Raw genomic sequence first — 23,515 nt, 5'->3', positions numbered from 1 at the left:
CCCACGACGGTGGCCCGGCCGCCGTGGGGCCGCTCTGTTGTCAGCCGCCGCCAGTAGGGTGGAACCATGGCAGACCCCAGCAGCTATCGACCGCAGCCGGGCCAGATCCCCGACTCTCCCGGGGTCTACAGGTTCCGGGACGAGCACCGCCGGGTGATCTATGTCGGCAAGGCGAAGAGCCTGCGTCAGCGGCTGTCCTCGTACTTCCAGGACATCACCAATCTGCACCAGCGCACCGCCACCATGGTCACCACCGCGGCCTCCGTGGAGTGGACGGTGGTCTCCACCGAAGTGGAGGCGCTCCAGCTCGAATACAGCTGGATCAAGGAGTACGACCCGCGCTTCAACGTCAAGTACCGCGACGACAAGAGCTATCCGTCGCTCGCCGTCACCATGAACGAGGAGTACCCCCGGGTCCAGGTGATGCGCGGCCCCAAGCGCAAGGGCGTGCGCTACTTCGGTCCTTACGCCCACGCCTGGGCGATCCGCGAGACCGTCGACCTGCTGCTGCGGGTCTTCCCGGTACGCACCTGCTCCGCCGGGGTGTTCAAGCGCTCCCGGCAGATCGGCCGCCCCTGCCTGCTCGGTTACATCGACAAGTGCTCGGCCCCCTGCGTCGGCCGGATCAGCGCCCAGGAGCACCGCGAACTCGCCGAGGAGTTCTGCGACTTCATGGCCGGCCACGCCGGCACCTACCTCCGCCGGCTCGAACAGCGGATGAAGGAGGCCGCAAGCGCCATGGAATACGAGCAGGCGGCCCGGCTGCGGGACGACATCGAGGCGCTGCGCCGCGCCATGGAGAAGAACGCGGTGGTGCTCGCCGACGCCACGGACGCCGATCTGATCGCGATCGCCGAGGACGAACTCGAAGCGGCCGTGCAGATCTTCCACGTCCGCGGCGGCCGGGTGCGCGGCCAGCGCGGCTGGGTCACCGACAAGGTGGAGGCGGTCAACACCGCTGACCTGGTCGAGGACGCGGTCCAGCAGCTCTACGGCGAGGAGAGCGGGGACGCCGAGCAGTCCGGCGGCAGCGGCGGTGTGCCCCGGGAGGTGCTGGTCCCGGTGCTGCCCGAGCCGGCCGCACCGCTCGGCGCCTGGCTGAGCCAGCGCCGCGGCTCCCAGGTGAGCCTCCGGGTGCCGCAGCGCGGCGACAAGAAGGACCTGATGGCCACCGTGCAGCGCAACGCGCAGCACGCACTGGCCCTGCACAAGACCAAGCGGGCCTCCGACCTGACCACCCGGTCCCGGGCCCTGGAAGAGATCGCCGGCGCGCTCGACCTGGAGACGGCACCGCTGCGTATCGAGTGCTTCGACATCAGCCACCTCCAGGGTGACGACGTGGTGGCGTCGATGGTGGTCTTCGAGGACGGGCTGGCCCGCAAGAGCGAGTACCGCCGCTTCCAGATCAAGTCCTTCGCCGGCCAGGACGATGTGCGCTCGATGCACGAGGTGATCTCCCGCCGCTTCCGCCGCTTCCTCCAGGAGCGGCAGCGCACCAGCGAGTGGGAGGAGGAGCTGGGCGGCGGCGACAACGGCTTCGGCCACACCGGCTCAAGCGGCCCCACCGGCTCAAGCGGCCCCGGCGCCGCCACCGGGTCCGGCGGGAGCGGATCGAGCGGCCCGGTCGGACCGGATGACGACATCGCCGGCGGGCCCATCGACCCCGACACCGGCCGGCCGCGCAAGTTCGCCTATCCGCCGCAGCTCGTGGTGGTCGACGGCGGCCAGCCGCAGGTCGCCGCGGCCCGCCGGGCGCTCGCCGAGCTGGGTATAGACGACGTCGCGGTCTGCGGCCTCGCCAAAAGGCTCGAAGAGGTGTGGCTGCCGGACGAGGACGACCCGGTGATCCTGCCTCGTACGAGTGAAGGGCTCTATCTGCTCCAGCGGGTCAGGGACGAGGCCCACCGCTTCGCCATCAGCTACCAGCGGAGCAAGCGCTCCAAGTCGATGAAGGCCGGCGCGCTGGACGACGTGCCGGGCCTCGGTGAGACCAGGAAACAGGCCCTGGTCAAACACTTCGGCTCGTTGAAGCGGCTGCGGTCGGCGACGATCGAGGAGATCTGCGAGGTCCCGGGGATCGGCCGCCGTACGGCGGAGACGGTCGCCGCCGCCCTGGCAGCGGCGGCCCCGGCCGCACCCGCGGTGAACACCGCGACCGGAGAGATCATCGAAGAGGACGACGGGACACCGGCCCCGCCGGCAGAGCTCCCGTCCGAACATCGGGGGAACAGCGCATGAGCGAGCAGGACGAACGGCAGGACGAACATCCCCGGGACGAGCACGGCACGCCCGGGCCCGACGCGATCGAGCACGCCCAGCAGCGCGCCGAGCAACACGATGCTCAGCAGCAGCACCAGCACCAAGAGCGCGACGCCCAGCAGCACGAACTGGACGCGACCGACCTCACCGGCGGCGGCCCGGCCGAGGCCGCGGACCCCGTGCCGGAACCCGAACTCGTGATCATCTCCGGCATGTCGGGGGCCGGCCGCAGCACCGCCGCCAAATGCCTGGAGGACCTGGGCTGGTTCGTGGTGGACAATCTGCCGCCCGCGCTGATCCCCACCATGGTCGACCTCGGCGCCCGTTCGCAGGGGAACGTGGCCCGGATCGCGGTGGTGGTCGACGTCCGCGGCCGGCAGTTCTTCGACAACCTGCGCGAGTCGCTCGCCGACCTCGCCACCCGGGGCATCAAGCGCCGGGTGATCTATCTGGAGGCCTCGGACGACGCGCTGGTGCGCCGCTTCGAGTCGGTCCGCCGCCCGCACCCGCTCCAGGGCAGCGGCCGGATCGTGGACGGCATCGCCGCCGAGCGCGACCTGCTGCGCGAACTGCGCGGTGACGCCGATCTGGTGATCGACACCTCCAGCCTCAACGTGCACGAGCTGCGGGCCAAGCTGGACGCCCAGTTCGCCGGCGACGAGGAGCCGGAACTCCGCGCCACCGTCATGTCGTTCGGATACAAGTACGGGCTGCCCGTCGACGCCGACCTGGTGGTGGACTGCCGCTTCCTGCCGAACCCGCACTGGGTGCCGGAGCTGCGGCCCTTCACCGGGCTCAACGACGAGGTGGCGCAGTATGTGTTCAACCAGCCCGGCGCCAAGGAGTTCCTCGACCGGTACGCCGAGCTGCTGCACATCATCGCGGCGGGCTACCGGCGCGAGGGCAAGCGCTATGTGACGATCGCCGTCGGCTGTACGGGCGGCAAGCACCGCAGCGTGGCGATGTCGGAACGACTCGCGGCACGGCTCGCGGCGGACGGAGTGGAGACGGTGACGGTGCACAGGGACATGGGGCGCGAGTGATCAAGACGGGTCGGCGGGGGCGCCGGGGCGTGGGCCGCCGCTCCGGGGTGCCGCCGAAAGTGGTCGCCCTGGGCGGCGGCCATGGGCTGGCCGCCTCGCTGGCCGCGCTGCGGCGGATCACCGGGGATCTGACCGCGGTGGTCACCGTCGCCGACGACGGCGGCTCCAGCGGCAGGCTGCGCACCGAGATGGGCGTGCTGCCGCCCGGTGACCTGCGCAAGGCGCTGGCCGCCCTGTGCGGTGACGACGAATGGGGCAGGACCTGGGCCAAGGTGATCCAGCACCGCTTCGTCAGCAGCGGCGATCTGCACGGCCACGCGGTCGGCAACCTGCTGATCGTCGCGCTGTGGGAACAGCTCAACGACGAGGTGGCCGCCCTGGAATGGGTTGGCCGGCTGCTCGGCGCGCACGGGCGGGTGCTGCCGATGTCCGCGGTCCCGCTCGACCTGCACGCCATCGTGCGCGGCCACCACCCGGAGCGGCCGGACGAGATCTCCACCGTCCGCGGCCAGGCGACCGTCGCGCTCACCCCGGGCGAGGTGATCGAGGTCCAGGTGGTGCCGGCCGACCCGCCGGCCGTGCCGGAGGCGGTGCAGGCGGTGCTCGACGCGGACTGGGTGGTGCTCGGCCCCGGCTCCTGGTTCTCCTCCGTCATCCCGCACCTGCTGGTACCGGAGTTGGCCGACGCGCTGATGACCACCAGGGCCCGCCGGGTGCTCACCTTGAACCTCGCGCCGCAACCCGGAGAAACCGACGGATTTTCTCCGCAGCGTCACTTGGAGGTTTTGGGGCGACACGCCCCTAAACTCACCATCGACGTGGTTCTCGCCGACGAGGCCGCCGTACCCGATCGCGACAGCCTCGCCGAGGCCGCGGAGCGCTTGGGGGGTACGGTCGAGCTGGCCCCGGTCGCCGCCCCCGACGGGCCGCGGCACGACCCGGAGTTGTTGGCCGCCGCGTATGACCGGATTTTTCGTATGCGTGGAAGGATCGGCCCATGGCGATGACGGCAGCGGTGAAGGACGAGATCTCCCGGCTTCCCGTCACCCGGACCTGCTGCCGCAAGGCGGAGGTCTCGTCGATCCTGCGCTTCGCGGGCGGCCTGCACCTGGTGAGCGGGCGGATCGTGATCGAGGCGGAGCTGGACACCGGGATCGCGGCCCGGCGATTGCGCAAGGACATCCTGGAGATCTTCGGGCACTCCTCGGACCTGGTGGTGATGGCGCCCGGCGGGCTGCGCCGCGGCAGCCGGTACGTGGTCCGGGTGGTGGCCGGCGGCGATCAGCTCGCCCGGCAGACCGGCCTGGTGGACGGCCGCGGCCGGCCGATCCGCGGGCTGCCGCCTCAGGTGGTCTCCGGCGCCACCTGCGATGCCGAGGCGGCCTGGCGCGGCGCGTTCCTCGCCCACGGCTCGCTCACCGAGCCCGGCCGCTCCTCCTCGCTCGAGGTGACCTGCCCCGGGCCGGAGGCGGCGCTGGCGCTGGTGGGCGCGGCCCGCCGGCTCCAGATCCCGGCCAAGGCCCGTGAGGTGCGCAACGTGGACCGGGTGGTGGTCAGGGACGGCGACGCGATCGGCGCGCTGCTGACCCGGCTGGGCGCCCATGACTCGGTGCTGGCCTGGGAGGAGCGGCGGATGCGCCGCGAGGTGCGGGCCACCGCCAACCGGCTCGCCAACTTCGACGACGCCAACCTGCGCCGCTCGGCCCGGGCCGCGGTGGCGGCCGGCGCCCGGGTGCAGCGCGCGCTGGAGATCCTCGGGGACGACGTACCCGAACATCTCGCCGCGGCCGGCCGGCTGCGGATGGACCACAAGCAGGCCTCGCTCGAGGAGCTGGGTTCGCTCGCCGAGCCGCCGCTCACCAAGGACGCGGTGGCCGGCCGGATCCGCCGGCTGCTGGCGATGGCCGACAAGCGCGCGTCCGACCTGGGGCTGCCCAGCACCGAGGCCAATCTGACCGATGAGATGGTCGGCTGATCTGCTGATCGACTGATCGCAGCGCGGGGGCGCCGTCGCCGGGACACCGCGCCCAGCGGGAAAAACACCCCGCGCCCACCGGAGACGGCGCCCGCGCCCGCGCCGTCCCCCGACGGACGAATGTTCGGGGAATTTCCAGTGGCTCCCCGGGGCCGCAGCACCGAACGGCGGTACTCCCGTCGGCGGGCGCGGGCCACGACGGCTGTCGTCATCACCGTCCGTGACCGTTACTCGCGGCCTCCCGACCCCTCCCGGCCCCCTCCCGGCCCCCTCTCGGCCCCCTCTCGGCCCCGCCCGGCGCCACCCGGCCCCGCCCGGCGCCACCAGGTTCCCGGAGCCCCCCCGCCCGCTGCCTGCGGCGACGCGCGCGGGGGGCCGCTACCCGGGCACAGTTCAGTCGGGCTTCAGCAGTCCTTGGGAGGCTGACCGGTGTCACCTGGAACACCCGGGCGCGGTAGGGTCGTGGGTGGTCGGGGACATCCCATAATTCGCAGCCGGAGAGGGACTCCGGCGAATGAGCGAGGAGATCGGTTCGTGACGATCCGGGTAGGCATCAACGGCTTTGGCCGCATCGGTCGTAACTTCTTCCGCGCCGCCCTGGAGCAGGGCGCGGACATCGAGATCGTGGCTGTCAACGACCTGGGTGACACCGCGACCACGGCGCATCTGCTGAAGTACGACACCATCCTCGGCCGCCTCAAGGCCGAGGTGACCAGCACCGCCGACACCATCACGGTGGACGGCCACACCATCAAGGTGCTCGCCGAGCGCGACCCCGCCGCCATCAAGTGGGGCGAGCTGGGCGTCGACATCGTGATCGAGTCGACCGGTATCTTCACCAAGGCCGCCGACGCGGGCAAGCACATCGCGGGCGGTGCCAAGAAGGTCATCATCTCGGCGCCCGCCAGCAACGAGGACATCACCATCGTGATGGGCGTCAACCAGGACGCGTACGACCCCGCCAACCACAACATCATCTCCAACGCCTCCTGCACCACCAACTGTGTGGCGCCGATGGCGAAGGTGCTGCTGGAGAACTTCGGCATCGTCAAGGGCCTGATGACCACGGTCCACGCGTACACCAACGACCAGCGGATCCTGGACTTCCCGCACAAGGACCTGCGTCGCGCCCGCGCCGCCGCCGAGAACATCATCCCGACCACCACGGGCGCCGCCAAGGCCACCGCGCTGGTCATCCCGCAGCTCAAGGGCAAGCTCGACGGCATCGCGATGCGCGTGCCGGTCCCCACCGGCTCGGTCACCGACCTGGTGGTCGACCTCGAGCGCGAAGTCACCAAGGACGAGGTCAACGCCGCGTTCCTGAAGGCCTCCCAGGGTCAGCTCAAGGGCCTGCTCGAGTACACCGAGGACCCGATCGTCTCCTCGGACATCGTCAACTGGCCGGCGTCCTGCACCTTCGACTCCTCGCTGACCATGGTCCAGGGCAAGACCGCCAAGGTCATCGGCTGGTACGACAACGAGTGGGGTTACTCCAACCGTCTCGTCGACCTCACGGTCTTCGTCGGCGGCCAGCTCTGAACGCGTAATCACCGCATCAGCCACCGCACAGCGAGGTGAGCGAAAGGTGAGCAACAGGGTCCGGACGAGCGCGGCGACGCGCCGTCCGGGCCCTGTTCGCGTGACCACCGCACGGAAGCGGCCCCATGGGGGGCCGGTTCCGTCGCGTCGCCGTGCAGACCCGTACTCACAGGAGACCCGAAGATGAAGACGATCGACGATCTGATCGCCGAAGGGCAGGTCGCGGGCAAGCGGGTGTTCGTCCGCGCCGACCTCAACGTCCCGCTCGACGGCGAGACCATCACCGACGACGGCCGGATCCGTGCCGCCGTTCCGACCATCACCAAGCTCGCCGGCGCGGGCGCCAAGGTGATCGTCGCCTCGCACCTGGGCCGCCCCAAGGGCGCGCCCGACCCCGCCTTCTCCCTCGCCCCGGTCGCCGCCCGGCTCGGCGAACTGCTCGCGGCCGAGGTCGCGTTCGCCGCCGACACCGTCGGTGACAGCGCGCGGTCCACCGTGGACGGGCTGGCCGACGGCCAGGTCGCGCTGCTGGAGAACCTGCGCTTCAACGCCGGCGAGACCAGCAAGGACGACGCCGAGCGCGGCGCCTTCGCCGACCAGCTCGCCGCGCTGGCCGACGCGTACGTCGGTGACGGCTTCGGCGCGGTGCACCGCAAGCACGCCTCGGTCTTCGATCTGCCGGCCCGGCTGCCGCACGCGGCCGGCGGGCTGATCGCCACCGAGGTCGGTGTGCTGCACAAGCTCACCGAGGATGTCGCCCGCCCCTACGCGGTGGTGCTCGGCGGCTCCAAGGTCTCCGACAAGCTCGGGGTGATCGACCACCTGCTGGAGAAGGCCGACCGCATCCTGGTCGGCGGCGGCATGGTCTTCACCTTCCTCAAGGCCCAGGGGTACGAGGTCGGCAAGAGCCTGCTCCAGGAGGACCAGATCCCGGTCGTCACCGAGTATCTGGAGCGGGCCAAGGCCAAGGGCGTCGAGTTCGTGCTGCCGGTGGACGTCATCGGCGCCACCGAGTTCCCCGACCTGAAGACCAAGGCCCCCGCCTCGCCGGTCACCGCCGCGGTGGAGGCCATCCCGGCCGATGTGCTGGGCCTGGACATCGGCCCGGAGTCCCGCAAGCTCTTCGCGGCCAAGCTGGCCGACGCGGCCACCGTCTTCTGGAACGGCCCGATGGGTGTCTTCGAGCACCCCGACTTCGCCGACGGCACCCGGGCGGTCGCCCAGGCGCTGATCGACAGCCCGGCCTTCACCGTGGTCGGCGGCGGCGACTCGGCCGCGGCCGTCCGCATCCTCGGCTTCGACGAGAACGCTTTCGGCCATATTTCCACCGGCGGCGGCGCGAGCCTGGAGTACCTGGAGGGCAAGACGCTGCCCGGCCTCGCGGCCCTCCAGGACTGAAGCCCACGAAGCCCCGAAGAGCATGGAAGGCTGATCGAACCGTGACAGAACAGACAGCACAGACCGGACATACCGAAGCGGCTTCCCGTACCCCGCTCATGGCGGGGAACTGGAAGATGAACCTCAACCACCTGGAGGCCATCGCCCAGGTCCAGAAGCTCGCCTTCGCCCTCACCGACAAGGACCACGACGCGGTCGAGGTCGCGGTCCTGCCCCCCTTCACCGACCTGCGCTCCGTGCAGACCCTGGTGGACGGGGACAAGCTGCGGATCAAGTACGGCGCCCAGGATCTGTCCGAGCACGACTCCGGCGCCTACACCGGCGAGATCTCCGGCGCCATGCTGGCCAAGCTGAAGTGCGCCTACGTCGTCATCGGGCACTCCGAGCGGCGCCAGTACCACGGCGAGGACGAGCCGGTCGTCAACGCCAAGGTCAAGGCCGCCCACCGGCACGGCCTCACCCCGATCCTGTGTGTCGGCGAGGGTCTGGACGTCCGCAAGGCCGGCCGCCAGGTCGCCCACACCCTGGCCCAGCTCGACGGCGCCCTGAAGGACGTCCCCGCCGCCGAGGCCGCCACCACCGTCATCGCCTACGAGCCGGTCTGGGCGATCGGCACCGGCGAGGTGGCCACCCCCGAGGACGCCCAGGAGGTCTGCGGGGCGATCCGCGGCCGCCTCGCGGAGCTGTACGACCAGGCGCTCGCCGACGGCGTACGGATCCAGTACGGCGGCTCGGTCAAGTCGGGCAATGTGGCCGCGATCATGGCCCAGCCGGATGTGGACGGCGCCCTCGTCGGCGGCGCCGCACTGGACGCCGAGGAGTTCGTCAAGATCGTCCGCTTCCGCGACCAGTGAACTCAAGGGCACGGTGAAGTACCCTGGCGGGGCCGTGGCGGTGCGCTCGTACCGTCCGGCCCCGTGTCGTAGTCATGTGACGCCGTCGTGTAGTCGAGAGAGTTGGTCCAGCCGTGGTCATCGGGTTCTCCATCGCCCTCATCATCTTCAGCCTGCTGCTTCTGCTGCTCGTGCTGATGCACAAGGGGAAGGGCGGCGGCCTGTCGGACATGTTCGGCGGCGGCATGCAGTCCACCGTCGGCGGCTCCTCGGTGGCCGAGCGCAACCTCGACCGGATCACCGTGGTCATCGCCCTGCTGTGGTTCGCCTGTGTCGTGGTGCTCGGCCTGGTGATGAAGTTCCAGAAGTGAGCGAAGGGCGCGGCTTCGCCGCCGCCGCGTGAAGCGCGGCATCGGCCGATACTCCAGCGATAACTGACGCTCCGTCGCACACCCGACTTATCATGGAACGACCCCTTGGGATACCGTGCCCTTTCCCGCCAGGCGCGGGTGAACCGGTCTCCGCACGCAGGGGCGACCTCGCAGCACCATCACGCAGGGAGTTACGACCGTGGCAAGTGGCAACGCGATCCGTGGCAGTCGGGTCGGAGCGGGGCCGATGGGAGAGGCCGAGCGCGGCGAGTCCGCGCCCCGGCTGCGGATCTCCTTCTGGTGCTCCAACGGGCACGAGACCCAGCCGAGCTTCGCCAGCGACGCGCAGATCCCGGAGACCTGGGACTGCCCCCGCTGCGGCTTCCCGGCCGGGCAGGACGAGGAGAACCCGCCGGCCCCCCCGCGCACCGAGCCGTACAAGACGCATCTGGCGTATGTGCGGGAGCGGCGGTCGGCAGCCGACGGCGAGGCGATCCTCGCCGAGGCGCTGGCCAAGCTGCGCGGCGAGATCTGAGCCGCTCCGTCGAGGTCGGCTCGGGTCGGCGGCTCAGGCTCCGCCCCGAAGATGTCTCAGAAGACGCCCTCAGAAAGACGCCCTCGGAGGACGCCCTCCGACGACGCCTCCGGAGGGCCAGGCGGCCGGGTCAGCCCCGGCGGCGCGGCCGGGCGGCGTGGCCTTCGGCGATGTGCGACGTCAAGGCGATCGACGCGGTCGCCCGCTCGTAGGTGAGCTGGGCGACCCTCGCGTACAGGCAGTCGACGATCAGCAGTACGGAGTGCCGGGTGCCGAAGTTGCCCCGGCGGAAGCTGGTCTCGCCGGAGAAGGACGTCAGGGTGATGTCGGCGGCCTGGGCGATCGGTGAGCGCGGATCACCGGTGACCGCCACCGTGGTGGCACCGCGGTCGGCGGCCAGCCGCAGCGGCTCCAGCGCCTCACGGGTGGCCCCCGAGTGCGAGAGGGCCACCACCGCGTCGGAGGGCGTCAGCAGGGCCGCTGAGACCTCCGCGGCGTGCACCTCGGTCCAGGCGTGGGCGGCGCAGCCGATGCCGTAGAGCCGGGCCTGGGTCTCATGGGCGACGATTCCGGAGCCGCCCACCCCGTAGACATCGATCCTGCGGGCCCTGGCGAGGGCCTGTGCGGCTCTTTCCAGCGCTTCGCGGTCCAGCAGCTCGGCGGTGTGCCGCAAGGCCCGCAGATCGGCTTCCGCGACCACCCCGATGACATGCTCCAGATCGTCCGCCGGGCCGATCCGCGGGCCCAGCGCGGCGCTCGGCGGTTCCGCGGCCGCCGCCCGGCCCTGCTCCTGGGCGAGCTCGATCAGCAACTGCTGGTAGGACTCAAGACCGAGCGCGCGGCAGAAGCGGGTCACGGTGGCCTGCGAGGTGCCGGTGCGGCGGCCCAGCTCGGCGGCGGAGCCGTGGGTGGCGGCGGCCGGGTCGGCCAGCACCAGCTCACCGACCTTGCGCAGCGAGCCGGACATCCGGGGGAGTTCGGAGCGGATCAGGGCCGTGATCATGACCACTCCTCTCGTCGGGGTCGCGCGGCGGGTTGTGCCCGGATGAATCTATCAACCACGATGCTTGTCGATGAATGAAATCTACAGCCAGCCATTGGTGGTCGGCATCGACGCGGGCGGTACCCGCAGCCGGGCGTCCCTGGAAGCCGCGGCGCCGGGCGGCCCGGTGCTCGGGCACGGGACCGGCGGCCCCGGCAACGCGCTCAGCGTCCGCCGGGCCGACCTCACCCGGCATCTGACCGAGGCCATCGCGGCCGCGGTGCCGGCCGCCGCCAGGAGCCGGGTGGTGGCGGCCTTCGGCGGCTTCGCCGGCGCGGCCGCCGGGCTCGGCCCCGAGCGGGGGCAGGGGCTGGCGCTCTCCTGCCTGGCGGACGCCCTCGCCGCCAACGGCATCACCGGGGCCAGGACCGACGTCGGCGGCGACACCGAGGTGGCGCTGGCCGGCGCCCCGGGCGCGCCCGGCGACGGCCTGGTCCTGATCGCCGGGACCGGGGCCATCGCGGCCCGCCTCGCCGGGCGCCGCCGCACCGCGGTCACCGACGGCCACGGGTGGCTGCTCGGCGACGAGGGCAGCGGTTTCTGGCTCGGCGGCCACGCCGTCCGGGCCGCGCTGGAGGCCCTGGACGGCCGCGGGCCCTGGACCTCGCTGGTGGCGAGGGTGACCGCGCACTACTTCCCGGCAGGTGAGCCGGTGCCGGGGGTGCGGCTGCCGGCCGGGCCGCCCCGGCGGGAGTGGGACTTCGAGGCGTCGCACGGTCTCGCCGAGGGCATCGTGGTGCGCGCTTACGGGGAGGCACCGGCCCGGCTGGCGCTGCTCAGCCCGGTGGCGGTGGCCGCGGCGGGCGAGGGGGACCCGGTGGCGCTGCGGCTGCTCGACCGGGCGGCGGAACTGCTCGCCGCGACCGTGCGGTCCCTGGCGCCGCGGCCGGGTGAGCCGCTGGCGACCACCGGCGGCCTGCTCGGTCCTGAAGGGCCGCTGCTGGGCCGGGTCACCGTCCTGCTCGCCGATCTCGACCTGCGGATCTTCCCGGTGGCCGACGGTTCGGGCGGCGCCGCCGCCCTGGCCCGCGCGCTGCTGTGACCCGCGGGGCGGCGCCGCCCGTGCCGCCGGGTACCGGCCTTGACGTCCCTCTCGGTTCATTGTTTCATCGAAGCGAGCTGTTCTCGGCTCAACCAACCGAAGATCGCGACCTTCGCAAAGGAGCCCCCGGCATGGGCGACGCACAGATCAACCAGATCAACGGCGCGGCCTTCGCCGACGTCGGGCGGGCCGCGGTCGAGCGGGCCATCGCGGCCAACAAGGACGGCGTGGCCGCCGCCGGACGGCTGGTGGCGGAGAGCGTGGCGGCCGACGGAGTGATCCACGGCTTCGGCACCGGGCACTCGCAGGCGACCGTGCTGGAGATCGTCGGACGGGCCGGGGGCCTCATCCCCACCAACCGGATCGGGCTGACCGACCTGGTGCTCCGCGGCGGCGCGGACCGGGCGATCCTCGACGACCCGCTGCTCGAACGCTCCCCGGGACTGGCCCGCAAGCTCTACGAACTGGCCGCCCCGCGCCCGCAGGACGTCTTCGTCATCGTGTCCAACTCCGGTGTCAACAACTCGATCGTGGACATGGCCCTACAGGTCAAGGAGGCCGGGCACCCGCTGATCGCGCTGACCTCGCTCGCGCACACCCGGGCGGTGCCCGCGCTGCACCCCAGCGGGCGGCACCTCGCCGACATCGCCGACGCCGTGCTCGACAACTGCGCCCCGGCCGGCGACGCGATCCTGCCGCTGCCGGACGGCGGCGCCCTGTGCGGGGTCTCCACCATCACCTCGGCCCTGCTGGTGCAGATGGTCGTCGCCGAAGCGGTGGGCCGGCTCACCGCCGAGGGCGGGACGGCCCCCGTCTACATCTCCGCCAACCTGCCCGGCGGCCACGAGCGCAACGCCGTACTGGAGGAGCACTACGCCGGCCGGCTGCACCGCAACGGCTTCTGACACCCGGCCCATCCGACCGGGCCGCACCAGATCTGACCTGACCTGCCCCCAACCGGCCTGCCCCAACCGGCCGGACCCGACCGGCAAGTACGCGCCGCCCCGCATGACCGGCAACAGCGGCCCGGCCGGCGCGCCCGGTCTGACGGGTCTGACCGGGCTTGGCGGGGCTTGACCGCCGGGTGCGCGGGCCGCCCCGCCCGACATTCCCGACCCGCCGCCGCCTTCGTCGAAGACTCACCCCTCGGCGCGGGCCCACCGGATCTCGTTCCGCCGGATCCTCCATTAGTTTGGACTCGCAGCGAGGACGAGGAGAAGTGGACTGATGTCCGAAACCAACGCGCACGCCGCCACCCGTCTGGACCAGCGGCCCGAGTGGCACGCGCTCGCCAAGCACCGCCAGGAGCTGGCAGACGCGCATCTACGGGACCTGTTCGAACGGGACCCGGAACGCGGCAGTCGCTACACCCTCCAGGTCGGCGATCTCCACCTGGACTACTCCAAGCATCTGGTCACCGACGAGACACTGCGGCTGCTGCGCGAACTGGCGTCGGCGACCGGTGTGTTCGAGCTCAGGGACGCGATGTTCGCCGGTGAGCGGATCAACCTCACCGAGGACCGCGCGGTGCTGCACACCGCGCTGCGCGCCCCGCAGTCCGCGACCATCAGCGTCGACGGACAGAACGTCGTACCCGGTGTGCACGCCGTGCTCTACAAGATGTCGGTCTTCGCCGACCGCATCCGCAACGGCGAATGGACCGGCCACACCGGCAAGCCGATCAAGAACATCGTCAACATCGGCATCGGCGGCTCCGACCTGGGCCCGGCGATGGCGTACGAGGCGCTGCGCGCCTACACCCACCGCGACCTGACGGTCCGTTTCGTCTCCAACGTGGACGGCGCCGACCTGCACGAGGCGGTCCGGGACCTGGACGCGGCCGAGACGCTCTTCATCGTCGCCTCCAAGACGTTCACCACCATCGAGACCATCACCAACGCCACCTCGGCCCGCGACTGGCTGCTCACCCAACTGGGGGCCGACACCTCGGCGGTGGCCAAGCACTTCGTGGCGCTGTCCACCAACGCGGAGAAGGTCGCCGAGTTCGGCATCGACACCCAGAACATGTTCGAGTTCTGGGACTGGGTCGGTGGCCGCTACTCCTACGACTCCGCCATCGGCCTGTCGCTGATGGTGGCGATCGGCTCCGAGGCGTTCCGCAGCATGCTGGCCGGATTCCATCTGGTCGACGAGCACTTCAGGACCGCGCCGCCGGAACGGAACGTGCCGCTGCTGCTCGGCCTGCTCGGCGTCTGGTACGGCGACTTCCACGATGCCCAGGCGCACGCGGTGCTGCCGTACAGCCACTACCTCAGCCGGTTCACCGCGTACCTCCAGCAGTTGGACATGGAGTCCAACGGCAAGTCGGTGCAGCGCGACGGCACGCCGGTCAACTGGCAGACCGGCCCGGTGGTGTGGGGCACGCCCGGCACCAACGGGCAGCACGCGTACTACCAGTTGGTGCACCAGGGGACGAAGCTGATCCCGGCGGACTTCATCGGCTTCGCCCGGCCGCTCGCCGAACTCGGCGAACTGGCCGGCCAGCACGACCTGCTGATGGCCAACTTCTTCGCCCAGACCCAGGCGCTCGCCTTCGGCAAGACCCCGGAGGAGGTCCGCGCCGAAGGTGTCCCCGAGGAGCTGGTGCCGCACAAGACCTTCCGGGGGAACCACCCCACCAGCACGATTCTCGCCACCGAGCTGACCCCGTCGGTCCTCGGCCAGCTCGTCGCCCTCTACGAGCACAAGGTGTTCGTCCAGGGCGCGATCTGGAACATCGACTCCTTCGACCAGTGGGGCGTCGAACTCGGCAAGGTGCTGGCCAAGCGGGTGGAGCCGGCCCTCACCGAAGGCGCCGACGTCCCGGGCCTCGACCCGAGCACGAAGGCGCTGGTCGCCACGTACCGCTCGCTGCGCGGCCGCTGAACCGCTGAACCCGCTGAACAGGCGAGGGGGCCGGGAGGACATGTCCTCCCAGCCCCCTCGGCCGTCGGTGCGATCGCCGCGGTGCTGTCCTACGAGGAGGTCGCCGGATAGAGCTGCGGCGGCAGCTTGGCCGCCGCGTCCCGGTCCAGCAGCCACAGCGTGCGAGAGCGGCCGTAGGCACCCGAGGCGGGCGCCTGCACCTCACCGGGCCCGGAGAGCGCGAGCGCCACCGCGCCCGCCTTGTCCTCGCCGGCCGCGAGCAGCCAGACCTCGCGGGCCGCGCGGATGGCCGGCAGGGTCAGCGAGATACGGGTCGGCGGCGGCTTGGGCGAGCCGTGGACACCGATCACGGTACGGACCGACTCCCGCACCCCCGGATGCTCGGGGAAGAGCGAGGCCACATGGGCGTCGGGGCCCACCCCCAGCATCAGCACGTCGAAGGACGGCACCTGGCCGTGGTCCTCGGGCCTGGCGGCGGCCGCCAGTTCCGTGGCGTAGGCCGTGGCCGCCGCCTCCACGTCGGAGCCGAACTCGCCGTCGGACGGGGCCATCGGATGGACCCGCCGGGGATCGAGCGGCACCGCGCCGAGCAGCGCCTCCTCGGCCTGGGTGACATTGCGCTCCGGGTCGCCGTCCGGCAGGAAGCGTTCGTCGCCCCACCACACGTCGAGGTGCGCCCAGTCCACCGCGTCCCTCGCCGGGGATTCGGCGAGGGCGGCCAGCAGCGCGTTGCCGTTGCGCCCGCCGGTGATCACCACCGAGGCGGTGCCCCGGGCGGCCTGGGCGTCCACGATCTTCGTGATCAGCCGGGCCGCCGCGGCGCGCGCCATCAGTTCCTTGTCCCGGTGGACGACCACCTGCGGGGTGCTCACTTGGCGGTCTCCGCCTTTCTGACGGGGGTGGCCGGGGACGCCTTCTTGGCCGCGACGGGCGCGCCCTCCTTGTCCCCGCCCTTGGCGCCGCCCCCCTGGACCCGGTCGACCAGGTGCTTGACACCGAAGGCCACCGTGCTGCGGTATATGTCGTCGGGGTCCAGCCGGCGCAGCTCCTCGGCGAGCAGTTCCGAGGTCTCCCGCCGCTTCAGTGCCACATGGCGGTCCGGCTGTCCGGGCATCTCCAGTACGGCGAGCCGCCCGTCCGGGCGGTCCAGGCAGACATCGCCGTCGGCGGTGAGCAGCCGGACCGCGGTGATGCCAGGACCGTCGGTGACCTTGCGGGACACCTCCACCCCGAGCCGGTCCGCCAGCCACAGGGCCAGCAGCTCCGTACTGGGGTTGTACGCCTCGCCCTCGACGCCCGCCGAGGTGATCTTGGAGTGCCGCTGGTCGAGGGCGGCGGCCAGCATCGAGCGCCACGGGGTGATCCGGGTCCAGGCCAGGTCGGTGTCGCCGGGCGCGTAGGTGGCCGCGCGGTCGGCGAGCGCGCCCACCGGGTCCTCGGCGGCCGCCGCGTCGGTGATCCGGCGCTGGCCGAGCGAACCCAGCGGGTCGACGGCCGGGTTCTTCGGGCCGTTCTCCGGCCACCAGACCACCACCGGGGCGTCCGGCAGCAGCAGCGGCAGCACGACCGATTCGGCGTGGTTGGCGAGCTCGCCGTGCATCCGCAGCACGACCGTCTCGCCGGTGCCCGCCTCGGCGCCGACCAGCACCTCGGCGTCGAGCCGGGCCAGTGCCCGGTCCCGCGGCGAGCGGCCGGGGCGCTTGATGACGACGATTATCCGCGACGGGTGCTCACGGGACGCCTCGCCCGCCGCCTTCAGCGCGTCATAGGCGCTGCCCTCGTCGGTGACGATGACCAGGGTCAGCACCATGCCGACGGCCGGGGTGCCGATGGCCCGCCGCGCCTGGATCAGCGCGTTGTTGATGCGCGAGGACGTGGTGTCCGTCAGATCGATCTTCATGGCCGGCGCCAGCTCCTGCCGTCTCGTGCGAGCATCTCGTCAGCCTCGGCCGGGCCCCAGGTGCCGGCCGAGTACTGGGCGGGCTTGCCGTGCTTCTCCCAGAACGCCTCGATGGGGTCGAGGATGAGCCACGAGAGCTCGACCTCCTGGTGGCGCGGGAAGAGGTTGGCGTCACCGAGGAGCACATCCAGGATGAGCCGCTCGTACGCCTCCGGGCTGGATTCGGTGAAGGACTCGCCGTAGGCGAAGTCCATCGTGACGTCCCTGACCTCGGTCGTGGTGCCCGGCACCTTGGAGCCGAACCGCACGGTCACGCCCTCGTCCGGCTGCACCCGGATGACCAGGGCGTTCTCGCCCAGCTCCTCGGTGGCGCCGGACTCGAAGGGCAGATACGGGGCCCGCTTGAAGACCACCGCGATCTCGGTGACCCGGCGGCCGAGTCGCTTGCCGGTGCGCAGGTAGAACGGCACACCCGCCCAGCGCCGGTTGTTGATCTCCAGCTTCACGGCGGCGTAGGTGTCGGTCTTGGACTTGGGGTTGATGCCCTCCTCCTCCAGGTAGCCGAGCACCTCCTCGCCGCCCTGCCAGGCGTGCGCGTACTGGCCGCGCACGGTGTGCTTGCCGAGGTCGTCGGGGAGCACGACCGCCCCGAGCACCTTGAGCTTCTCCGCGGTGAGCGCCTTCGGGTGGAAGGAGCCGGGCTCCTCCATCGCGGTCAGCGCCAGCAGTTGCAGCAGGTGGTTCTGGATCACGTCACGGGCGGCGCCGATGCCGTCGTAGTACCCGGCGCGACCGCCGATGCCGATGTCCTCGGCCATGGTGATCTGCACATGGTCCACGTACGACCGGTTCCAGATCGGCTCGAACATCGTGTTGGCGAACCGCAGCGCCAGGATGTTCTGCACCGTCTCCTTGCCCAGGTAGTGGTCGATACGGAAGACCTCGTTGGGCGGGAAGACGTCGTGCACGATCTGGTTGAGCTGCTGCGCGCTCTCCAGGTCGTGGCCGAACGGCTTCTCGATGACGGCACGCCGCCACGCTCCGTTGCTGCCGTCGGACAGCCCGTGCTTCTTGAGCTGCTCCACCACGTTGGGGAAGAACTTCGGCGGCACCGAGAGGTAGAAGGCGAAGTTGCCGCCGGTGCCGCGCGCCTTGTCCAGGTCCTCGATGGTCGCCTTGAGCTGCTCGAACGCCTTGTCGTCGTCGAAGTCGCCCTGGACGAAGCGGCAGCCCTCGGCGAGCTGCTGCCACACCTCCTCACGAAAAGGGGTGCGGGCGTGCTCCTTGACCGCGTCGTGGACCTCTTCCGCGAAGTCCTCGTTCTCCCAGCTGCGGCGGGCGAAGCCGACCAGGGCGAAGCCCGGCGGCAGCAGCCCGCGGTTGGCCAGGTCGTAGACCGCCGGCATCAGCTTCTTGCGCGACAGGTCACCCGTCACACCGAAGATGACCAGCCCGGACGGGCCCGCGATCCGCGGCAGCCGCCGGTCCAGCGCGTCCCGCAGCGGATTGTGGGCCTGGGCGGGGGTCTCGTCGACGTACTCGCTGGTCACTCAGGCCTCCGAGGACTGGGCGAGGCGTTCGAGCTCCGCCTTGGTGGAGCCGAGCAGCTCGGTCCACGCCTGCTCGAACTTCTCCACGCCCTCGTCCTCCAGTACCCGCACCACGTCGTCGTAGGACACCCCGACGGAGGCGAGCGCGTCGAGATCGGCGCGGGCCTGCTCGTAGGTGCCGCGGATGGTGTCGCCGGTGATCTCCGAGTCGGCGGCGGCTTCCAGCGTCGCCTCCGGCATGGTGTTCACCGTGTTGGGCGCGACCAGCCCGGTGACGTAGAGGTCGGCCGGGTAGGCCGGGTCCTTGACACCGGTGGACGCCCACAGCGGACGCTGCTTGTTGGCGCCGGCCCGCTCCAGGACGGCCCAGCGGTCCGAGCTGAAGACCTCTTCGTACGCCTGGTAGGCGAGCCGGGCGTTGGCGAGTGCCGCCTTGCCCTTGAGCGCCTTCGCCTCGTCGCCGCCGATCTTCTCCAGCCGCTTGTCGACCTCGGTGTCCACCCGGGACACGAAGAACGACGCGACGGAGTGGATCTTCGACAGGTCGAGGCCCGCAGCCTTGGCCTTCTCCAGCCCGGAGAGGTACGAGTCCATCACACCGTGGTACCGCTCCAGGGAGAAGATCAGCGTCACATTGACGCTGATGCCCCGGCCGATGGTCTCGGTGATGGCCGGCAGGCCCGCCAGGGTCGCCGGGATCTTGATCAGCGTGTTGGGGCGGTCCACCAGCCAGGCGAGCTGCTTGGCCTCGGCGACCGTGGCCTTGGTGTTGTGCGCCAGCCGCGGGTCGACCTCGATGGAGACCCGGCCGTCCTGGTTGCCGGTCGCGTCGAAGACCGGGCGGAGCACGTCGGCGGCGTCCCGGACGTCCGCGGTGGTGATCATCCGGATGGCTTCCTCGACGGTGACCCGCCGGGCCGCCAGATCCGAGATCTGGGTGTCGTAGCCGTTGCCTTCGGCGATCGCCTTCTGGAAGATCGACGGATTGGTGGTCACTCCCACCACGTGCTGCTGGTCGATGAGCTCGGCAAGGTTGCCGGACGTGATGCGCTTGCGCGACAAGTCGTCCAGCCAGATCGCTACGCCTTCGTCGGAGAGGCGCTTGAGTGCGTCTGTCATGAGATCTGCATCTCCTACTAATCGTTTACTAGCGTCAGCGGTCTACGGCGTCGAGAGATTCCCGGGCCGCTGCGGCCACCGCTTCCGCGGTGAACCCGAACTCACGGAAGAGCAGCCCGGCGTCAGCGGAGGCGCCGAAGTGGTCAAGACCCACGATGCGGCCGGCGTCGCCCACGAAGCGGTACCAGGTCAGCCGCACGCCGGCCTCGACGGCGACCCGCGCCTTGACCGAGGGCGGCAGCACGCTGTCGCGGTATGCCTGGTCCTGCTCCTCGAACCACTCCACACACGGCATCGACACCACCCGGGTGGGCACGCCGGCCGCCTGGAGCTGCTCGCGCGCCCCGACCGCGAGCTGCACCTCGGAGCCGGTGCCGATCAGGATCACCTGCGCCGGGCCGTCCTCGGCCTCGAAGAGGACGTAGCCGCCGCGCGCGGCGTCGTCATTGCGCTCGTAGGTCGGCACACCCTGGCGGGTCAGCGCGAGGCCGTGCGGGTGGCCCTTGCCGAACTCCTTGGTCCAGCGCTTGTGGATCTCGCGCCAGGCGACGGCGGTCTCGTTGGCGTCGGCCGGCCGGACCACGTTGAGGCCGGGGATGGCCCGCAGCGAGGCCAGGTGCTCCACCGGCTGGTGGGTCGGGCCGTCCTCGCCGAGGCCGATCGAGTCGTGCGTCCAGACGTACGTCACCGGCAGGTGCATCAGCGCGGAGAGCCGTACCGCGTTGCGCATGTAGTCGGAGAAGACCAGGAACGTACCGCCGTAGGCCCGGGTGTTGCCGTGCAGCGTGATGCCGTTCAGCTCGGCGCCCATCGAGTGCTCGCGGATGCCGAAGTGGATGGTGCGGCCGTAGGGCTTCGCGCCGGGCAGCGGGTTGCCCTCGGGGAGGAACGAGGAGTTCTTGTCAAAGGTGGTGTTGTTCGAGCCGGCCAAGTCGGCGGAACCGCCCCACAGTTCGGGGATGACCGCGCCCAGCGCCTCCAGCACCTTGCCCGAAGCGGCCCGGGTGGCGACGGACTTGCCCACCTCGAAGGCCGGTACGTGGTCCTCCCAGCCCTTGGGGAGTTCGGCCGCGGCGACCCGGTCGTAGGTCGCGGCGTGCTCGGGGTTGGCGTCCCGCCAGGCGGCGAACGACTTCTCCCACTCGGCGCGGGCCGCGCGGCCGCGCTCACCGACCGCCCGGGTGTGGGCGATCACCTCGTCGGCCACCTCGAAGTGCTGCTCCGGGTCGAAGCCGAGGACGCGCTTGGTGGCCGCGACCTCCTCCTCGCCCAGCGCGGAGCCGTGCGCGCCGCCGGTGTTCTGCGCGTGCGGGGCGGGCCAGGCGATGATCGAGCGGGCCGCGATGAACGAGGGACGCGCGGTCTCGGCCTGCGCCGCCTTCAGCGCCGCGTACAGCGCCTCGGGGTCGAGGTCGCCGTTCTCCTTGGGCGCGACCCGCTGGACGTGCCAGCCGTACGCCTCGTACCGCTTCAGGGTGTCCTCGGACACGGCCGTCTCGGTGTCGCCCTCGATGGAGATGTGGTTGTCGTCCCACAGCAGTACGAGGTTGCCGAGCTTCTGGTGGCCCGCCATCGAGGACGCCTCGGCGGAGATGCCCTCCTGGAGGCAGCCGTCACCGGCGATCGCCCAGATCGTGTGGTCGAACGGCGAGGTGCCGGGAGCGGCGTCCGGGTCGAACAGGCCGCGCTCGTAACGGGCCGCCATCGCCATGCCCACCGCGTTGGCGACACCCTGGCCCAGCGGCCCCGTGGTGGTCTCCACCCCGCGGGTGAGGCCGTACTCCGGGTGGCCCGGGGTCTTGGAGCCCCAGGTGCGGAAGGCCTTCAGGTCGTCGAGCTCCAGGCCGTACCCCGCCAGGTAGAGCTGCGTGTAGAGGGTCAGGCTCGAATGCCCGGCGGAGAGTACGAAGCGGTCCCGGCCGACCCAGTCGGCGTCCGCCGGATCGTGCCGCATGACCTTCTGGAACAGCAGATAAGCGGCGGGAGCCAGGCTCATGGCCGTGCCCGGATGGCCGTTGCCGACCTTCTGCACGGAATCCATGGCCAGGACGCGGACGGTATCGACGGCCCGCTCATCCAGATCGGTCCACTCAAGGTCTGTGGTGGTCGGCTGCTTGCTCACCCTGGGTCAGGGCTCCTCTCCAACATGTTGAAAAGCGCCGGTGACGGTTGCCTACCCGACGTGGCCGAGCCTACCGCCGCAGCACACGCACCTTTTGATCCTGCCCCGGTCCTGTGTGCTGCGCCGCCCGAACGCCGTGAACGACTGGTTAACCGGCCGTCTACAGCCGTCGCCGCGCCCTTGCGTCCGGCAAGGGTGAGGGTGCCGGACTCCGCCTGTGAGCGGCTTGGGGGCGGCAGGTCAGCGGCATGTCAGTGGCTTGGGGCCGGCGTGAGCGGCACGTACGCGGTCCGCGAGCGGCTGACGGGCGGCCGGTAAGCGGGGGACACGGGCGACCCCCGGGGAAAGCCGGGTATTCCCTACCTCTACAGTGGCGTGGTAAGCGCAAGCCTTCCTCGGCCCCGCAACCGCTCACCGCGTCGGCGGCCGGTGCTTGCTGGACTCATCTCTCTTGGGGTGTTCGTGACGGCCGTCGAATCCCGACCCGCAGGGGTCCTCGGATCGGGTCCAGGTCATCGGCCGTTCGGGGCCCGTGTCATGGGGTTCGTGGCGCTGACCAAGCCGCGCATCATCGAGCTGTTGCTCATCACGACGGTGCCGGTGATGTTCCTGGCGGCGGGCGGGGTGCCCGATCTGTGGCTGGTGCTGACGACCGTGGTCGGCGGCTATCTGTCGGCCGGCGGCGCCAACGCGCTCAATATGTACATCGATCGCGACATCGACGCGCTGATGCACCGCACCGAGCGGCGTCCGCTGGTCACCGGGCTGGTCTCGCCGCGCGAGGGGCTGGTCTTCGGGATCACCCTCTCGGTTGTCTCCACGGTGTGGTTCTGGACCCTGGTCAACCCGCTGTCCGCGGTGCTCTCGTTGACGGCGATCCTCTACTACGTCTTCGTCTACACGCTCGGGCTCAAGCGCCGCACCGCGCAGAACATCGTGTGGGGCGGGGTGGCCGGCTGCCTCCAGGTCTTCATCGGCTGGTCGGCGGTGCGGGACGAGTTGGGGTGGGCGCCGTTCGTGCTCTTCCTCGTCCTCTTCTTCTGGACGCCGCCGCACTACTGGCCGCTGTCGATGAAGGTCAAGGACGACTACGAGCGTGTCGGGGTGCCGATGTTGCCGGTCGTGGCGGGCAATCAGGTGGTGGCCCGGCAGATCGTGCTCTACAGCTGGGTGATGGTGATCACCTCGATGGCGCTGTGGTGGCCGCTCGGCGTCACCTCCTGGTTCTACCCGCTGGTGGCGGCGGCGCTCGGTGCCTTCTGGCTCAAGGAGGCGCACGGGCTGCACGCCCGCGCCAAGGCGGGTGTCTCCGGCGCGCAGCTCAAGGAGATGCGGCTGTTCCACTGGTCGATCACCTACGCCACGCTGCTCTTTGTCGCGGTGGCGATCGACCCCTTCCTCCATTAGCCGCGGAGCCGCTGCGCTGAGCTTGGGCCGAGAAGAGGCGCGGTGCTTTCCCGGGCGGGTTACCCGCGGGTAGCATCGGGGGATGGTCGAGAGCAGCGAAGAGCGGGCCGAGTCCGGGACCCAGGCAGGGAACAAGCGGGCGCGCTGGGCCGAGGGACGTGAACTCCGGCGCGTCGGGCGGCTGGCGCGGCGGATCGAGGCGTTCTCACGGCGGCACGGCGGCGGAGCCGAGGCGAGCGTGCTGTACCTGGGGGAGCGCGGCGCGCGGATCGTGCTGGTCGCGGCGAACGGCGACTGGGGCGACCTGGTGGCGCCCAGCCACGCGCTCGCCGTCCGCGCGGTGGAGCGTGCCGGCGTGCCGGTCCACGAAGACCTCACCGGCGAACTCGCCGCCAGGATGCGCACCGGCGGTTACGAGTGGAAGCGGATGGCCGGAATCCAGATCGGCGGGCACGCCAACACCTGACGGCCACCTCCACCGTTAGGACCCATGG

General features: G+C 71.1%; 20 protein-coding genes. 14 read left to right on the top strand and 6 right to left on the bottom strand.

The features are described 5' to 3' along the window. Nucleotides 1-66 precede the first annotated feature (66 nt). The 9 genes from uvrC (at nt 67) to OG519_RS07300 (ending at nt 9,953) form a co-directional block, all read left to right on the top strand. Nucleotides 67-2,238, top strand: coding sequence for an excinuclease ABC subunit UvrC (gene uvrC, locus OG519_RS07340; RefSeq protein ID WP_405580197.1), 2,172 nt, complete (start codon nt 67-69; stop codon nt 2,236-2,238). Beyond that, nucleotides 2,235-3,302: an RNase adapter RapZ gene (gene rapZ / locus OG519_RS07335; RefSeq protein WP_405580194.1), complete on the top strand. Its 1,068-nt coding sequence runs from the start codon at nt 2,235-2,237 to the stop codon at nt 3,300-3,302. The genes uvrC and rapZ overlap by 4 nt, the downstream gene beginning before the upstream one ends. Beyond that, a complete protein-coding gene (gene yvcK, locus OG519_RS07330; protein WP_405580192.1) occupies nt 3,299-4,309 on the top strand; it encodes a uridine diphosphate-N-acetylglucosamine-binding protein YvcK in 1,011 nt (336 codons plus the stop codon). Before rapZ ends, yvcK begins: the two co-directional genes overlap by 4 nt. Beyond that, on the top strand, nt 4,300-5,277 hold the full coding sequence (gene whiA / locus OG519_RS07325; RefSeq protein ID WP_405580190.1) for a DNA-binding protein WhiA: 978 nt from the start codon (nt 4,300-4,302) through the stop codon (nt 5,275-5,277). The genes yvcK and whiA overlap by 10 nt, the downstream gene beginning before the upstream one ends. 534 nt (nt 5,278-5,811) lie before the next feature. Further along, nucleotides 5,812-6,816 (top strand): type I glyceraldehyde-3-phosphate dehydrogenase, encoded by a 1,005-nt coding sequence (gene gap, locus OG519_RS07320; RefSeq protein WP_405580187.1) that lies wholly within the window; start codon nt 5,812-5,814, stop codon nt 6,814-6,816. Between the two features lie 183 nt (nt 6,817-6,999). Beyond that, the gene (locus tag OG519_RS07315) at nt 7,000-8,214 is read left to right on the top strand and encodes a phosphoglycerate kinase (protein WP_405580184.1); all 1,215 of its coding nucleotides are present in this window, start codon (nt 7,000-7,002) and stop codon (nt 8,212-8,214) included. Nucleotides 8,215-8,312: 98 nt separating this feature from the next. Next, entirely contained in the window at nt 8,313-9,068 is a 756-nt protein-coding gene (tpiA, locus tag OG519_RS07310) for a triose-phosphate isomerase (protein WP_405592537.1), read from the top strand. 113 nt (nt 9,069-9,181) lie between these two features. Beyond that, nucleotides 9,182-9,418, top strand: a complete 237-nt coding sequence (gene secG, locus OG519_RS07305; RefSeq protein WP_405580181.1) for a preprotein translocase subunit SecG — start codon at nt 9,182-9,184, stop codon at nt 9,416-9,418. A 199-nt stretch (nt 9,419-9,617) separates the two neighbouring features. Further along, complete coding sequence (locus OG519_RS07300; protein WP_073497103.1) at nt 9,618-9,953, top strand: RNA polymerase-binding protein RbpA; 336 nt, start codon at nt 9,618-9,620, stop codon at nt 9,951-9,953. A 130-nt stretch (nt 9,954-10,083) separates the two neighbouring features. Here OG519_RS07300 and OG519_RS07295 read toward each other — a convergent pair whose 3' ends face one another. Then, nucleotides 10,084-10,956, bottom strand: a complete 873-nt coding sequence (locus OG519_RS07295; RefSeq protein WP_405580178.1) for a MurR/RpiR family transcriptional regulator — start codon at nt 10,954-10,956, stop codon at nt 10,084-10,086. 70 nt (nt 10,957-11,026) lie between these two features. On the opposite strand from OG519_RS07295, the gene OG519_RS07290 reads away from it, so the two are divergent. The 3 genes from OG519_RS07290 to pgi all read left to right on the top strand — a co-directional run bounded on the left by OG519_RS07290 (nt 11,027) and on the right by pgi (nt 14,923). Beyond that, nucleotides 11,027-12,037 carry an N-acetylglucosamine kinase gene (locus OG519_RS07290; protein WP_405580176.1) on the top strand — a complete coding sequence of 337 codons (1,011 nt, stop codon included), beginning with the start codon at nt 11,027-11,029 and terminating at the stop codon, nt 12,035-12,037. A 131-nt stretch (nt 12,038-12,168) separates the two neighbouring features. Then, the gene (locus OG519_RS07285; protein WP_405580174.1) at nt 12,169-12,942 is read left to right on the top strand and encodes a sugar isomerase domain-containing protein; all 774 of its coding nucleotides are present in this window, start codon (nt 12,169-12,171) and stop codon (nt 12,940-12,942) included. 322 nt (nt 12,943-13,264) lie between these two features. After that, entirely contained in the window at nt 13,265-14,923 is a 1,659-nt protein-coding gene (gene pgi, locus OG519_RS07280) for a glucose-6-phosphate isomerase (protein WP_405580171.1), read from the top strand. Nucleotides 14,924-15,012: 89 nt separating this feature from the next. On the opposite strand, the gene pgl is transcribed toward pgi, so the two are convergent. The 5 genes from pgl to tkt are packed head-to-tail and all read right to left on the bottom strand — an operon-like array spanning nt 15,013 to nt 21,614. Beyond that, entirely contained in the window at nt 15,013-15,753 is a 741-nt protein-coding gene (gene pgl / locus OG519_RS07275; protein ID WP_405592535.1) for a 6-phosphogluconolactonase, read from the bottom strand. 38 nt (nt 15,754-15,791) lie between these two features. After that, nucleotides 15,792-16,823, bottom strand: a complete 1,032-nt coding sequence (gene opcA / locus OG519_RS07270) for a glucose-6-phosphate dehydrogenase assembly protein OpcA (protein WP_405580168.1) — start codon at nt 16,821-16,823, stop codon at nt 15,792-15,794. Further along, complete coding sequence (gene zwf, locus OG519_RS07265; protein WP_405580165.1) at nt 16,820-18,373, bottom strand: glucose-6-phosphate dehydrogenase; 1,554 nt, start codon at nt 18,371-18,373, stop codon at nt 16,820-16,822. Before zwf ends, opcA begins: the two co-directional genes overlap by 4 nt. After that, nucleotides 18,374-19,492, bottom strand: a complete 1,119-nt coding sequence (gene tal / locus OG519_RS07260) for a transaldolase (protein WP_405580162.1) — start codon at nt 19,490-19,492, stop codon at nt 18,374-18,376. Nucleotides 19,493-19,526: 34 nt separating this feature from the next. Further along, nucleotides 19,527-21,614 (bottom strand): transketolase, encoded by a 2,088-nt coding sequence (tkt, locus tag OG519_RS07255; protein WP_405580160.1) that lies wholly within the window; start codon nt 21,612-21,614, stop codon nt 19,527-19,529. Nucleotides 21,615-22,070: 456 nt separating this feature from the next. On the opposite strand from tkt, the gene OG519_RS07250 reads away from it, so the two are divergent. Together OG519_RS07250 and OG519_RS07245 are read left to right on the top strand one after the other, a co-directional pair. After that, the gene (locus OG519_RS07250; protein WP_405580157.1) at nt 22,071-23,021 is read left to right on the top strand and encodes a heme o synthase; all 951 of its coding nucleotides are present in this window, start codon (nt 22,071-22,073) and stop codon (nt 23,019-23,021) included. 82 nt (nt 23,022-23,103) lie between these two features. Continuing rightward, nucleotides 23,104-23,487, top strand: a complete 384-nt coding sequence (locus OG519_RS07245) for a hypothetical protein (protein WP_405580154.1) — start codon at nt 23,104-23,106, stop codon at nt 23,485-23,487. Nucleotides 23,488-23,515: the final 28 nt, after the last annotated feature.

The organism is Streptomyces sp. NBC_01190, from assembly GCF_045039895.1.
Lineage (GTDB): Bacteria > Actinomycetota > Actinomycetes > Streptomycetales > Streptomycetaceae > Actinacidiphila.
The sequence above is the reverse complement of the archived record's forward strand: the minus strand, read 5'-3'. Positions and strand labels throughout refer to the sequence as shown.